Raw genomic sequence first — 14,030 nt, 5'->3', positions numbered from 1 at the left:
ACTGTTTTTATATCTAAGCTATTGTTTTGTTTGGCTAAATTAATTTTATTTTAGCTTGGCTCTAGACCTGATTCTTTTAAGGTTTTAATTTGGTTATATAAGCGTTTAGTTTTCTTTCGGTAATTCGGTGATGATTTATTTACCACTTGCTTAACGTATCGAGGAAAACCTTGAAGTTCCAAATCTCAATCATATCAGCGTTAGTTGCCACACTTACTGCATGCGGAGGGGGCGGCGGCGGCTCTGCTCCACCGGCTCAAAAGAAACAAACAGTCGTGCCTCAAATGTCGGTCACTCCAGCAAAAGGTAGCGTGGCTGATCCAAAAGATGATGCAGCAAAGAAATTCGCTAGCAGCCCTACCATGTATTCGGCTAACACTATTGGTACCACCGATATTAAACAGTGCGAAAAGACTCTGAACTTGTTTAACATTTACAGTCTTGGTTGGAATGATGAGTTCAACAAGGGATTAACTGCTAAGGAACAAAAAGATCTCAAAGGTTTCTATGGTGTTTATGGTGCAAACGGAATCGTCGATTATTCTGCTCACAGTAAAGAGATGATTGAGGCAAAAGATTGGATCAGTTATTTCTACTACGATGCAAATTTCCAAGATTGCGAAGCTCGCCGTTACAAACCAGATGCTAAGGAAACTAAGGTTGGCGACGACATTACTGAGCTTCGTTATAAGTACAGTGTTAAAGCTGATGCTGTAACAAAGACACCTCAACAAAACATAAGCAACTATACAGCCTGGCAAAGTGATACTGCGAAAAACACGGTGATTGGTTTAGTGACCAACATTATCACAGGCAACGTCAAGCATAAGCAGCAACTGAAGAGCTTCAAATCTGATAGCGGGCGTTCTGTTGATAATGTCAGCTTCAGCGAGATGTTTAGAAACAGCTACTTTTTAGAGTCTTATGACAATGGGGGCGTTGAGTACCAAGTGGTTGGCGGTAAGGTGATTGATATCTATGCAAAACGAAATCTGTCAGACCCTGATTTATATTATGCCGTTAACTTAATTTCGGCGTATTTCCCAGATGTAGGTACCCGAATTAATTGGTGTGTTCGAGGTAGCCAATTCGCATCAAATAAAGAGGCACCAATCACCAAAGCCCAATACAACAACATTATTGAAAGTGGTGATTTAGGCATAGCCTACTGTGATCCATTTGATAAGAATATTGGCAAAGTTCGTTATTATGATACGAAAGGAAACAAAGTATCAGACAGCTCTACTATTGCCAACGAGCTAAACAACAAGTTAGTACAAGGTACTGTTATTAAAGATAAGTTGGATCAACGAGTTACAAACAAGAAGCTGTACTTAGGAAAAACACACAGTGAATATTTCCAAGATACTTCTCTGGCGAATCAAGTTGATCAGATTAAGGCTGATTTGACACAATAGCTTTCAATTAACCTTATACAGTGAGCCATAACTAGGCTTGTCAGCTAGCGCAAATGTGTTGTTTGCGCTAGCTGCTGCAATAGTGCTTGGCACATTTAGTACGCTATATATTCCTTTCTTTATTCTCTGCTATTTATGCGGCCGCCACCGACGAATATTTGATCATAAACTTAGATTTGTTTAATAAATGTGCTGTTACATCAAAGGCATGTACACGACAATATTCTTGTGAAAACGAAGTATTCGTTAATAAGTAAACCCATGCAGTAGGGGCTTAATTCCTTATCCATATCTTAACTATCAACCGGATAGCTATTTACTGTCTGGGCGGTTTTGATACAGATAGGCAAGGTAATTAACCTCGTTGATTTTACAGAACGTAGCAGTTCGAAAATAAAGAGTGACAATGTCGAGTTACAAATACGAGCGTTTACTCTCAACCACGATAGACAACGCTTTATTGCACCTTTGGATTTCGGTTGCCAACTCAAGAAATCATGTTTCTAGAGATGTCCGAAACCAGATATTGGTGCGCTGGTTTAAGCCAAAAATAAATAAGATCAAATATAAAACAATTAAGAAAGAGATAAAGTCGATCATACAGGCTGGCAAGTATGGTACAGCCTTACTTGAAGAGCGTTTATGTGAGCTTAGAGAGCTATCCCAAAGCTACAGAGATAGGTTGAATGACATGCATAAGCTTCACTATCTACTTGAATATTTGAGAGAAGATCACGGGATAACGGCAGACCTTAATGAAGGTGTGTCCGAATATCTTCCTAGTACTTTATATGTCTCGCAGGCGCATCTAGAGCAATGCTTCTCTGATGAGCAACAACAGATTAAGCCATTATCGGTCAGTTTATCCAATATTAACGTGGACAACTTTATTCATATTGTCCAACTGTTTGGCTTTCATAAAGTCGAACTCAACACGCATCCTACTAGCAGTTTGCCAATCGTAGACCTTTCTGTCGTTAACTAACTTGGCGCGATAGGAATTTAGTCCTTATTTACTAAGGGTATAAAACATAAAACCAATTATTATTTTTGAAGGTGGACAGTATCATTTTTTTTAAAAAGAAGGAAAAAAGCATAGATCAACCTGATCACAATATGGATATTGTTGATTCATTGAATCGTTCTTTAGCAATGGTGTCGTTTGATACTCGCGGGCATGTGTTAGACGCGAGTGAGCCATTCTTATCACTGATGGGCTATTCACTGGATGAAATAAAAGGTAAACATCACTCACTATTTTGCTCTGACGAGATAGTGAATACTTCTCACTATACGCAGTTTTGGCGAGACCTTGCTGCAGGTTCAAAGAAAAGCGGTGTTTTTCCTCGTTACGCGAAGGGAAAGCGACAAGTCCATATTGATGCGACGTATTGCCCAATCATTTCAAATGGGGCAGTGCAAAAGGTCGTTAAAGTTGCCGCTGATGTTACCGAGTCTCATGTAAAGCAGACGCTAGACAGTGAGTTATTAGACGCGCTCAACCAAACCTTTGCGACTATTTCGTTTACGCCTGATGGCAATATCTTAGATGCAAATGACAACTTCCTGAAAACCTTGGATTATTCAAAAGAACAGGTTATTTCGCAGAATCATCGGATGTTCTGTTTTGACGAATTTTACAAAGAGAACCCTAACTTTTGGAAAGAGCTGCAATCGGGTCGAGCATTTACTGGGCGCTTCTTAAGAAAAGATCGACATGGTGGAAAAGTTTGGATTCAAGCCTCTTACAGCCCAATAAAGAACGAGCGAGGTGACGTCTATAAAGTCGTTAAGTTTGCTTCTGATATTACTAATGAAGTGCTGCAAGAAGAGGCGACTTCAGATGCGACGTCTATTGCTTACAGTACCGCGGTAGAGACAGCACAAGTGGCAAGCGATGGGCAATCTTCTCTCGCTCTGACCCGTGAGCTGTCTAAAAATGTGGTTGAAGATATCGAGAAGTCTGAAAAGCTAATTCGTCGACTGACCGAATTATCGGGCAGCATCGAAAATATCGTGCAGGTCATCGGCAATATTGCTGATCAAACGAATTTATTGGCACTTAATGCGGCCATTGAGGCGGCTAGGGCTGGAGATTACGGCCGTGGTTTTGCCGTGGTTGCTGATGAGGTCAGGGTTTTAGCTTCGAGAACATCCGACTCAACAGAAGAAATCAGTCGAGTGGTTGCAGAGAACTTATCTCTAACCAACGACATTACGCAATCTATGGAAGTTATCAGTCAATCGTCTATCGAAACAAACGATAGGCTTGAAAGCGTATCTGTTGTTATCGAAGAGATACAAAAAGGCGCGGAAGACGTGGCTAGATCTGTCTCGAACTTAACTTAACCGAAGATAGCAGGGCGTAAGTGATTCACTTTCGCTCTGCATCATTAACAAAAGCAGCTTATTCGCGTTCGGGAGTAAGCACCCCAACCCTAAATACCTTCAATCAAGCATGGCTCATTGCAGGTTTGTGCACAGCTATACCTTACGGCTTAAATATTAAGGCTATAGCTCGAGTAAGATTTATAAACAAACAGATTGCATATAAATTGTGTTTTGTAGAGTATGAGGGCACTCATCAATAGTGGGTGAATAACAACAATAACAAGGATAATAAAACAATGAAAATGCGTTTAAATCTAAGCCTCTTGCTGATTTCGACGGCACTTAGTCCAGTTGCGCTTGCTAATATTAGCTACCCTGATGGTTACTACCTTGAAGCTGAGGGGCTAAGCGGCAATGCCTTAAAAGACATGCTTGGTGTGATTGCTGCTCGCGGGCAAAAGCAACTCACTTACACTCAGGTGTGGTCTGCATTGAAAGATACTAACGAAGATCCGAATAATCCGAACAATGTGATTTTGTATTATAGTGGTCGTTCACAATCCAAAGACTTTACGTCATCAGGCAACAACGACAAGAATGCTTGGAATCGTGAACACCTTTGGCCAAAATCTTTTGGATTCAAGCGCAAAGATCAGTGGGGTTATACCGACATTCACCACCTTCAACCAACCGACGCAGAGATTAACTCTATCCGGTCGAACAAAGACTTCGATTTTGGTGGAGCGCCATTGAAAAAGTCACCGCTCAACAAGACGGATTACGACAGCTTTGAACCTCGTGACGCAGTGAAAGGGGATACCGCTCGTTCGCTTTTCTACATGGCGGTACGCTATGAAGGCAATAACGCGAAAATGCCGGATTTGTACTTAGTTGATGACACGTCGAGCTCTTCAGGGCAACCTAAGGTTGGAAAGCTGTGCACATTACTACAATGGCATAACGCAGACCCTGTCGATGATTGGGAACGTAATCGCCATGAAAAAGCCGTCAAATGGCAAGGTAACCGCAACCCGTTCATTGATAACCCAAGCTGGGTAAATGACATATATGACGGTCGCTGTGAAGGCTGATAGGTCATCTGAACAAGATTAATCGGTAGCTATATCTTCGATAAAATAAAAAGCCATCTAAGTGATGGCTTTTTAATGTGACTAGTGGCTTTGAAATTTAACGCTTGCTATGTAATTTTTAGCTCAAACTCTTCTTTGCTTTAAAGTGCACGTCGAGCAAATAAAGTCCATACGCCCCAAATCCAAATAAAGCCGACTGTTCAATATCAACAAGCTCTACTGGCTTATAAAACCCGAGTAACCCTATTGATGTAAACGATGCTGACATAAGGACAAGGAACATACCAACCTGATAATTGATAAATCCTAGTAACTTCGCCAATACATAGTCAGTTACTAAAATGGATTGAAAGATAATCTCAGACATTAAAAATACACAAAACGTCGTTAATACAACCATAAGTAAGGGTGACCAAATTGCACCTTTGATTAAGTCTGGAAAGAATTCAAAACCAAATTGATTTAACACCCCCACAGTCATAAAAGGGACTGATAGCACTCTAGCTAAACTCAGTAACCCTGATACGTTTCCAATGCTTAACAAATATACACTCCACAATATTGAATTACATTTCAGCTATTCTACCCTTTAATAACAATTAGTTATCTAACAAATTTGGCAGCTAGTTGAAAAGATCAAAACTTTTTGTAATGCATGAGTATGGATTAAAGCGATGTTTGTGTTGGTATGCCTAGTACCCAGTCAACTCCATATAGCCCGAACCTGAGTGTGTTCCTTTAATTGAGATTGGACCTTCCCAATAGGGAACCGATAGTGGCATTTTTGCTTTGGGATTGAGTGCCGAGACTGTCAGTTCTATGTTTTTCGTTGGAATTGATATTTGCCACTCTGTTGGATAATCGCGCCCATCAATTACTGTTTGTTTGGTGGCGGTGAGAGTAATGTCTTGCTGCGAAATGGCAGTACCAGAGCCATCTTGCTGCATCAATCTTGCGTGAGCATAGTTGGCTTCGCCTGTCGCCGAGTTTCGCAGTTGGAACACGACTAGGCTGGTTTCATCACTGAGCCTAAGTGCAAACCAATCCCAGCCTTGTTGAGAGTCGAGTAAGAACTGCGAGCTCCATTCTCTGTCTATCCAACCTTTACCTGAAACCTGATGCGTCACACCATCAATCGTCACGTTGCCTGATACATCGATGAATGGCTGGCTGTAGTAGTAGGATGCGACTTTTCCGTCACTGCTTTTGGTGCTGTAGCCTTGCTCTCCTTGTTTTTGGTAGGGAGCGTTGCTAATCAGTCTTAACGAGTAGCCAAACTGCTCTGAGTTAGCATTCAATGTGGCAGGGAACAAGTCATCGGTAGAAGATGTCCATTGCCAATCATCAAGATAGACACGAAATGGTGATGTGCTTACTCCTGCCAGTTCAGCTTGATCGCGTGACCATTTTTCATCGGCGTAGTGTTTGTCTTCGGTGGTGATGGCACTGTGCGCCATGTAGATCTGTTGGCTTTGCCATGCGGTTAACTTGTTTTGTTCGGCGATGTTTTCTGGCGCTGCGGCAAAGCGAAACTGTGTCCATTGTACGCCTAGTGTGTTGCCGTCCTCATTGATGAGGTTGGCGGTTAAATACCACCATTCATGACGGAAACTCGGGTGTGCTTGATGGTCTTCGGGGAAGGTGAGTTCAGCGCCTCTAATGACGGGACTGAATTGATCACTTTGTTGCTCGCTGTTCCCTCCGAGTATTGATCCCATGTTTTGAGCGGAATTCGGTTCGACCTTGTCACAACCCCATAGAGATAGCAGACCCAGTGAGAGAGCAGATAGTCTGATTAACTTACTCTTCAAGCCAATGTTCATTACAACACCTCACTTTGCAAACTGGACACCACAGGCTTACTGACCAAGCGCCATAGGGGAATGAGTGTTGCAATCACAGCCACAATAATTGTGATGAAGGAAATGCTGAGCGCATCACTCCAATTCCACTGATAATTTAAGCTCCAACCGAAGGCGCGAAGGGTGACGATGTCTGTTAGTACGTAGCCAACCATAGCACCTAGCGGGATGGCGATAATCAAAGTAAAAGTCACAAGCACAATGATCTGCCCGAGAACCATCGCCATCAGCTTTTTGCGGCTTACGCCAAGCGCATACAACCTTGCGATAGCGGCCTTACGAGCATCGAGCAGCATAAAACACGCACAGAACAGGCCAATGACGGCAACCATCAAGGTAACGCCATTCAGTGCGCGTGTGATGGCGAACGTTTGTGAAAAGATATCCAAAGCGAGGGATTTGATCTGCGCTTGGTCATAGAGCTGACTTGGGTGCAAGTTCAATTGCTGGCGTAGCTGTTCGTAGACTTGTTGTTGGTCACCAGAGACTTTAACCCCTAGGCTAGTCGGCAAGTGAGTAAAACCGCTTTCAAACCATAAGTTAGGAGCAAGCAATACCTCGCCATTGGGCGAGCCGTAGTCGTGGAAAATCGCCCCGACGACTAGTGATTTGTTTGGAATAGAGTCGAGCTTAAGTTCGCTGTTTAGAGACAAACCAAGCTTCACCGCAGTGGGTTCGCTGATCGCTACTAATTCACCCTGGTAGAAGCGTTGCCAAAAGTTATCAAGCTGCGATTGGAACACCATGGTTTGCGCTAATGTATCTTTGTCTTTGGTGCCGAGTAACGTGGGCAAGCCTTGTAGGTTATCGTCGACATAATATTGCTTATAAACGGTTTCAACGTTCTCAAACTGTTCTAACGCACGCTCTACATTAGCGATTTCACCTTGAGCTGGACTAACGTAAATGTCGGCGTGCAGCCGCTGTTCTAACCATTGCTTTAGGGTGGTTTCAAAGCTGCCTACTAAGGTATTCATTCCCATGTTAGCCGTTACAGCAAGAAGCAGCGCCATCATGGCAAGGGAGAGTGGAGAGATGAGCTCTCTCAATTCAGCAAACAGGTACTGCATCAACCCCGACTGAGTGCGCTGTTCACTCCAATTTGCTAATACGCTGAGCGTTTTAGGCAAATACAAAGGAATAGATACCACTAATACGCCAAGCCACGCCATAGTGAAACGGTGGTGTTCGCTAAGCCACAAGCCAGCTAATGCGATACCCGTGAGTGTTATTCCGATGATAAACAGTTGGTTTTCGTTTGAAGCCTCTGGCGCTTGATAAAAGCCACCATGAGAGGAGAGCGGTTGGTGAATGCGTTGTTTAAAGTGCTGCCAGCAGGCAGCAAGTGTGGCGGCTAAGGTGAGTAATAAGGCTTGAACTAACCAAGACCACTGCCATGTGCCAGGCAGAAGTGTTGCTCCGTAAAGTTGTTCCAGCGTGATCGCCACGGTGGGGTGGAGCCAGTGGCTTAATTGAATACCCAAAATGAAACCGAGTGAAGCTCCTAGGGTGACAAGAACGGTAAGTTCAATGAGCAAAGCAGAAAACACAATGCTTGGTGAAACGCCTGCTTGCTGAATTTGTACTAACAGCCGATTACGTTTCAGTAAGCTGTATTTCACGCCGTTATAAGCGATGAACAAACCAACCAAGAACGCGAGTAAGCTCATGGCCGTCAAGTTGAGGTGAAAGCTGTCTGTAATGGAGCCAAGGTCGGTACTTTGATTATTGGTGATCCATTGCCCTTGCTCTGCGATGAGATTCTGCCAGTTATCTTGTGCTTGGTTCTCGACATTAAAAACGGCGATATAGCTCAGTTGACCTTGTTTGTTGAGCAGTTGTTGAGCGAATCCTATGTCCATCAGCATTCGACTCCCCAGTTGCCACTCATCAGGCAGAACAACCACTTGGGTCACAATGTCATCGAGAATCAGCGTGTCCACTTCGTCTAAGCCTTGGTGCTGCGACTGGCTCATCATCACTATGGGCTCGCCTGCTAAAAGCTGAGTTAGGGGAAGTGCATTATCAAAAAGCGATATGTTTTGTTCGTTCTCTTCGGAGTAGCGAGATCTTGAGGTGAGTGCGGCGATAAGCTCACTACCTTGGATTGACCAACGACGTCCTTGCTCGTCTCTCACACGCCCTTCAATCACAGGTAGTACCGCGCTAAGTCCGTTTTGTCTTAGCTTGAAGTAGAGCGATTCAGGTAAGTAGTTTTGTCCTGCTGGTGGGATGATTAGGTTCTGAGCCTGAGCGCTCAGTTGCTCGGTAGATTCTGCATAGCTGCGTTTGGCATTCAAATTGATGGCTTGTACTGCGACAAATAAAGTGACGGCCAACACAATACCAATCAAGATCGCCGCAGCTTGCAAAGGAGCATGTCGATAATGCGCCGCGAATAGGTTTAGCGTCAGTTTGGTGTACGTGATCGATAAGCGAGCAGGCGTATTAGTAGAATTAGCCTTTGGCATGAGTCATCTCACTGCTTTGATTTTGGCCTACATGCTTGAGTTTTCCATTGTCCAAGATCAGCTGTCTCTGCATAAAGTCGGCGCATTCAGGGCTGTGCGTCACCAATAATACAGCGGTGTTGCCTTGTGTTGTGATCTCACTTAGTAATCTCATCACCTCCAACCCTGCTTTATGATCTAGGTTTCCGGTGGGCTCATCTGCAAGCAAAAGTTTAGGTTTATGAGCCAATGCTCGAGCGATAGCGACACGCTGTTGCTGGCCACCAGAGAGGGCTGATACGTGTCTATTAAGTAGTTCGCTGATGCCTAATGCTTCCACTAAGTAATCACACCAAGCTCCCCATTTCTGTTGGTTTAAATGCAATGGAAAGGCGATGTTTTGTTTTACATTGAGTGGGGTGAGCAGGTTGAACTGCTGAAAGATAACGCCGAGCTTTTGATGGCGGAAACGGCTCCAGTGTTGGTCTTTCCAAGCTGAGGTATTTTCACCATCGAGCCATAACTCGCCTTCTGAAAGTGGTTCAAAGCCCGCAATTAAATTGAGTAGAGTACTCTTGCCACTGCCACTCGAACCAGTCAAAGCAATGCTGACACCAGTCCCTAGATTGAAGTCGATATTGTCCAGCACTTGATGGCTCTCTTTGCCATCAATAAAGCTCTTACTGGCCTGTTGCAGTGTGACAACTGGGCTTTCCATTTCCTCTCCTTGTAATCAAAACGCGACCATCAAAGGTGTTAAGCATTGGCGATTAATATCACGATAGGCTCTATCAAACTGTAGACGACAATTTGAGGATTTAGAGCGATTTATATCGAATTATTAGTAACTTGTACTTTAAAAGAGGAGGAATAGATCAGTGGCAGGTGGAAGTTGTTGATAGAAAGGAACAACTTCCGAGTGCACCTTGTGTGCTAATAGGGGAGCAGGATGATCTTGCCATCCAATCGTGTGGTTTTCGATTCGATAAGATCAATCGCTGTCTGAACTTGATCTAGCGGAAAACAACGGTCGACATCGAGTTGAATCTCGTTTTTGATGAAGTGTTCGAGCATGGACTCGCACTGGGCTCGGCGCACTTTTTTACCTTCAGCTTCTTCCCAATAACGTAAGAAAAATGTGCTGAACTCGATAGCTTGGTTTTTAGCATACTCGAAGAAACGTGGTTCGTAAAAATCCAGAGAGAGCGTCCCATAGTTGATAAAGCGCCCTTGTTTGCCCAGCGTGTGCATAAGCTCGGTTCCGGGTGAACCGCCAATCGCATCAAAGGCAACCGTTGGTTGCGGTAGGCCAAGTTGCTGGATTTGTGCAACTAAGTCATTTTGGGCATCCAACACATGTTTTGAAGTCGTAAGAGCGCGCTTGGGTTGTGACGTGACGACGATGATTTGAAATCCAAGTGACCTTGATAATTGGGAGAAAATCTTACCAATCGCTGAACTGCCGGCATTGATGATCAACACATCTTCTTTGGTCAACTTCGCCACTTCTGTCGTCAGTACCCACGCGGTGAGCGCATTAATGTATAACTGACATGCGTAGCCGTTATCTAGATGTTGGGGAAGATGGAAAAGGTTGTCAGGTGAAACATCGACGTATCTTTGCCATGTTCCACTTGTCGCCACCAGCACTCGCTGACCCACAGTAAAATCAGCATGTTGAGACTCTAAGATCGTACCAACTGCTTCAAACCCCGGTACTCTGGGCGGCTGGTGGCTGTGTTTATATTGCCCCACACCATGAATCGACAACAGGTCACTTGGGTTAATATTGGTCGCTTCAATCTGTACTCGAACCTTATCTTTATCGAGTGTTCCTAAAGTGACATATTCGATCTTGAGGGACTCTTTCGGCTGCCCGAAACGATACTGATTGATACGGGTATTTTGCTTGATTTCAGACATGGCTTGAGCACTTTAGTTTGGCGGTACGGATAGGCATTGTATGGCAGGACGATGACTTCCCATCAATGCAAGCCACATCATGCCAGACCGTCGCCATTCAACCAAGTCGCTTCAGTGTGTCTATGTACTTTATTGCCTACTCTAGGGCTACTTTAATAATCGTTGTTGGATCATAGTGATATCGCAGTTATGACGGTCTTTGCTTTGGATTACATCGTGTTCGTCAATGATTAACACGGTGTCCGCTTTTTTTATAGCGCTGTCAGCTGAAAGTTGTGCGTCGTTGTCGTAAAACACTATATATCCAGCAAACGTCATACTCGTGAAGAGTAATAAGAGCGCGACAAGCACGCTCTTGACGGTTTTATTAGTGGTATGGGTTGAGTTCATTCTGGTTTTCTCTACTGGTTTGAATTCAAAGACACTAAATTCACAAGTTATTGTTTTGAAGAGAGTTGTTAACCTTCAAAAACCCAGTTTTGCCAACTTTGCATACGAAGAATCACTTTACGTACGATAGAGAACATTTCCCATTTTGGGGAATACACCGCGACGTGGGCATCTGTGCCAGCAGGAAGCGGCTGACCGTCCAGTAACTCTGGCTGAACAAGTTCTACTTTTACTAAGACGCGTCCCCCGACTCTCTGAATCGGATCGTTGAGATTCCCCGAGGGTGTCACTGCACCTTGCTTGAAGATATCCAGTACATCGACGACTTTTGCTCGGTAGGCATGACCAGGAATGGTTTTGAAGGTCACTTCTGCCTCGTAGCCTGGCTTAATATAACGTGCAGGGTTTTGCTTGAATGCCGCGATAATAGTTTTAGATTCTTTGTGCACAAACGTTAGGTTTCCTTGAAAAGGAACGACACGACTCTTCATACCCGGACGTAACGCCACTTGTGTTACATAGCCATCTGTCGGCGCAACTACCAAGGTTTTACCGAGATCAAACTGAGCTTTATCGAGCTCTGCAAGGTGAATTTTCTTTGCAGCCAACTGCTGTGCAATCTTCGAATCAATGACGTTCAATTGAATGTGGTTTTGTGCCTGAACAGCGTTGAGCTCTGCAATTGTGTCAGTAAATTTGTCTACTTTTGTTTGAGATGCAAAATCACGTTTTGCCAACTTATTAAAACGATTCAATTCTTTTTGATTGAAGACAAGCTGGGCGTCGGTTTTCTTGATCGACTCACGGATGTTTTGCTTGGAGAGCAGTAGTTCATCAATGGAGGCTTTAGTGGCGGTTACTTGCGCTTGCGCTTTGTCTACACTTGCTTGGAATGGTGTCGGGTCGATTTGGTACAAAGGGTCGCCTTTTTTCAAAGCAACATTACCTTTTACAAAAACGTCGGTGACTTCGCCAGAGACTTCAGAGGTGATTGGAGTAGTGACGCTATACACGCCAGCTACGCGTGCTACTGGCTGATACATCGCCATGTATAAGAAGATCCAACCCACTAAGAAAGCCCCAATGACTGTCGCTGTGGTAATCGTCCACTTATTTTTAGGTAGCTTTAAGACGCGAAATACAATCACACACAATGCGATGTAGCTAAGAATTATCAAGGTTTCCATTACAGTTCCTCCTCGCTTTTCGCTTGCAATGCATTGATTCGTTTTTCGAGTTCATCGAGCTTTGATTGTTCTGTACTCGCTACTTTTAATGGCTCACTTAACATGGCCCATACCCAAAGCAGTGGCCACATTACGTGCAAGAAAAAGAGGCTGATCCAGCCTGCTACATGGATAGCATCTTGATGAGGGTGGTTGCGTTTTACCGCAATTTCATAAGGAATATCGTGAATAACAACGAGCCCGTACACCAAGATCAGCAGTACGAGGATCAGAATACCCAAAGATAAGTAATCTAAAGTAAGGTTCATAGGGTTCTCTCCATTACGGATGAAATCGACCATTAATTTCAGCAATACTAGAGAGCTTAGAAGCTTCCCCTTACTCAATCGATAGAGTAAAGGTTAAATGACATTTAAGTATTAATTAATCCATAGGGTGGTTTGGCTTAATTTGATGTTAGGTAAGGTTTAGTTAATGGCTTGTGTCGCTGTAATCAAAGCATCACGAAACCATTTATGCCCGTTGTCGTTGCGTTGAGAATGATGCCAGGTCATGTAAATGGGCACGGGCTCAGTCGAGAATGGCAACTCAATGACTTGATATTTATCGTTTTTAGACACTTTCTCTGCAATGGAACTGGCTGTCACACATAACCAATCGGTTTGGCTCGCTAAGACTAATCCAGTGAGGGCAGAACTGGTTTTGTAAGCGACTTTTCGTACGGGGAGCGGGATGTTGCTGACTGAGTTGAGCGTGTAGTCATTCATTCTTTGCGTTTGCCAAATGATATGTTCTTCGGCAAAAAATTGGTCCATTGTTATGCTGCCTTGAATGCGAGGATGATCCGCGCTTAACACCACAACAAGGCGTTGCTCAAACAGCTTAAGGTTGTCATAGCCATGCTCCTCTAAGGGAACGGTAGATAAGATCACATCGACTTTGCGCTGCCTTAAATCGGCTTGTCTTGATTGTTCATCAAGGTGCTCAATATCAGCTTCAATATTGGTATTAGGTGCATGCTCGCTTCGGTGCTTGTTTAGTGTGGGCACGACCAATATGTCGATGTCTTTGTGACTGGATATCCGAAAAGTGCGACGACTATTCTTGGCATCAAAATGCTGGCGAGACTTTGATCCATTCAACAGTAAATTCAAAGGCTCTTGTACTTCCGCGTGCAGCTCAATAGCAAAGTTCGTTGGAGCAATACCACGTCCTTCTCGTATGAACAAAGGGTCGTTATATTGCTCTCTCAATCGGTTGAGAGATTGACTGACTGCAGGGGCTGAAATGCCTAATGCTTCTGCCGCAAGGTTAACGCTACGCGCCTTCATTACCGCATCGAGAGTTTTGAGAAGATTAAGATCCATTGTATAAACCA

The 14,030-nt window shown here is 43.9% G+C and carries 13 protein-coding genes; 4 read left to right on the top strand and 9 right to left on the bottom strand.

All coding sequences use genetic code 11. The features are described 5' to 3' along the window. The first annotated feature begins 170 nt into the window (after nt 1–170). From L0991_17610 to L0991_17595, 4 genes are all read left to right on the top strand, one after another. On the top strand, nt 171–1,418 hold the full coding sequence (locus L0991_17610; protein ID XGB65346.1) for a hypothetical protein: 1,248 nt from the start codon (nt 171–173) through the stop codon (nt 1,416–1,418). A 406-nt stretch (nt 1,419–1,824) separates the two neighbouring features. Further along, complete coding sequence (locus L0991_17605) at nt 1,825–2,403, top strand: DUF2913 family protein (GenBank protein XGB65345.1); 579 nt, start codon at nt 1,825–1,827, stop codon at nt 2,401–2,403. Nucleotides 2,404–2,534: 131 nt separating this feature from the next. Beyond that, nucleotides 2,535–3,767, top strand: a complete 1,233-nt coding sequence (locus L0991_17600; GenBank protein ID XGB65344.1) for a PAS domain-containing methyl-accepting chemotaxis protein — start codon at nt 2,535–2,537, stop codon at nt 3,765–3,767. Nucleotides 3,768–4,045: 278 nt separating this feature from the next. Continuing rightward, a complete protein-coding gene (locus tag L0991_17595) occupies nt 4,046–4,840 on the top strand; it encodes an endonuclease (GenBank protein ID XGB65343.1) in 795 nt (264 codons plus the stop codon). A 118-nt stretch (nt 4,841–4,958) separates the two neighbouring features. On the opposite strand, the gene L0991_17590 is transcribed toward L0991_17595, so the two are convergent. From L0991_17590 to L0991_17550, 9 genes are all read right to left on the bottom strand, one after another. Continuing rightward, the gene (locus L0991_17590; protein ID XGB65342.1) at nt 4,959–5,384 is read right to left on the bottom strand and encodes a hypothetical protein; all 426 of its coding nucleotides are present in this window, start codon (nt 5,382–5,384) and stop codon (nt 4,959–4,961) included. Nucleotides 5,385–5,532: 148 nt separating this feature from the next. Further along, complete coding sequence (locus L0991_17585; GenBank protein ID XGB65341.1) at nt 5,533–6,663, bottom strand: carotenoid 1,2-hydratase; 1,131 nt, start codon at nt 6,661–6,663, stop codon at nt 5,533–5,535. Continuing rightward, on the bottom strand, nt 6,663–9,173 hold the full coding sequence (locus L0991_17580; protein ID XGB65340.1) for an ABC transporter permease: 2,511 nt from the start codon (nt 9,171–9,173) through the stop codon (nt 6,663–6,665). Before L0991_17580 ends, L0991_17585 begins: the two co-directional genes overlap by 1 nt. Further along, on the bottom strand, nt 9,160–9,870 hold the full coding sequence (locus L0991_17575) for an ABC transporter ATP-binding protein (protein ID XGB65339.1): 711 nt from the start codon (nt 9,868–9,870) through the stop codon (nt 9,160–9,162). The genes L0991_17580 and L0991_17575 overlap by 14 nt, the downstream gene beginning before the upstream one ends. Before the next feature lie 215 nt (nt 9,871–10,085). Further along, on the bottom strand, nt 10,086–11,075 hold the full coding sequence (locus L0991_17570) for a zinc-dependent alcohol dehydrogenase family protein (protein XGB65338.1): 990 nt from the start codon (nt 11,073–11,075) through the stop codon (nt 10,086–10,088). A 147-nt stretch (nt 11,076–11,222) separates the two neighbouring features. After that, entirely contained in the window at nt 11,223–11,465 is a 243-nt protein-coding gene (locus L0991_17565; GenBank protein ID XGB65337.1) for a hypothetical protein, read from the bottom strand. 68 nt (nt 11,466–11,533) lie between these two features. Next, a complete protein-coding gene (locus tag L0991_17560; protein XGB65336.1) occupies nt 11,534–12,652 on the bottom strand; it encodes an HlyD family secretion protein in 1,119 nt (372 codons plus the stop codon). Then, complete coding sequence (locus L0991_17555) at nt 12,652–12,960, bottom strand: DUF3302 domain-containing protein (GenBank protein ID XGB65335.1); 309 nt, start codon at nt 12,958–12,960, stop codon at nt 12,652–12,654. The genes L0991_17560 and L0991_17555 overlap by 1 nt, the downstream gene beginning before the upstream one ends. A gap of 159 nt (nt 12,961–13,119) precedes the next feature. Continuing rightward, entirely contained in the window at nt 13,120–14,019 is a 900-nt protein-coding gene (locus L0991_17550) for a LysR family transcriptional regulator (GenBank protein XGB65334.1), read from the bottom strand. Nucleotides 14,020–14,030: the final 11 nt, after the last annotated feature.

The organism is Vibrio chagasii, from assembly GCA_041879415.1.
Classification (GTDB): Bacteria; Pseudomonadota; Gammaproteobacteria; order Enterobacterales; family Vibrionaceae; genus Vibrio.
The sequence above is the reverse complement of the archived record's forward strand: the minus strand, read 5'-3'. Positions and strand labels throughout refer to the sequence as shown.

What these genes read in the sequence shown, in the direction of transcription:
- L0991_17605 (XGB65345.1), top strand. Translation starts at nt 1,825, where the DNA reads ATGTCGAGTTACAAATACGAGCGTTTACTCTCAACCACGATAGACAAC.
- L0991_17600 (XGB65344.1), top strand. Translation starts at nt 2,535, where the DNA reads ATGGATATTGTTGATTCATTGAATCGTTCTTTAGCAATGGTGTCGTTT.
- L0991_17595 (XGB65343.1), top strand. Translation starts at nt 4,046, where the DNA reads ATGAAAATGCGTTTAAATCTAAGCCTCTTGCTGATTTCGACGGCACTT.
- L0991_17585 (XGB65341.1), bottom strand. Translation starts at nt 6,663, where the DNA reads ATGAACATTGGCTTGAAGAGTAAGTTAATCAGACTATCTGCTCTCTCA.
- L0991_17580 (XGB65340.1), bottom strand. Translation starts at nt 9,173, where the DNA reads ATGCCAAAGGCTAATTCTACTAATACGCCTGCTCGCTTATCGATCACG.
- L0991_17575 (XGB65339.1), bottom strand. Translation starts at nt 9,870, where the DNA reads ATGGAAAGCCCAGTTGTCACACTGCAACAGGCCAGTAAGAGCTTTATT.
- L0991_17570 (XGB65338.1), bottom strand. Translation starts at nt 11,075, where the DNA reads ATGTCTGAAATCAAGCAAAATACCCGTATCAATCAGTATCGTTTCGGG.
- L0991_17565 (XGB65337.1), bottom strand. Translation starts at nt 11,465, where the DNA reads ATGAACTCAACCCATACCACTAATAAAACCGTCAAGAGCGTGCTTGTC.
- L0991_17560 (XGB65336.1), bottom strand. Translation starts at nt 12,652, where the DNA reads ATGGAAACCTTGATAATTCTTAGCTACATCGCATTGTGTGTGATTGTA.
- L0991_17555 (XGB65335.1), bottom strand. Translation starts at nt 12,960, where the DNA reads ATGAACCTTACTTTAGATTACTTATCTTTGGGTATTCTGATCCTCGTA.
- L0991_17550 (XGB65334.1), bottom strand. Translation starts at nt 14,019, where the DNA reads ATGGATCTTAATCTTCTCAAAACTCTCGATGCGGTAATGAAGGCGCGT.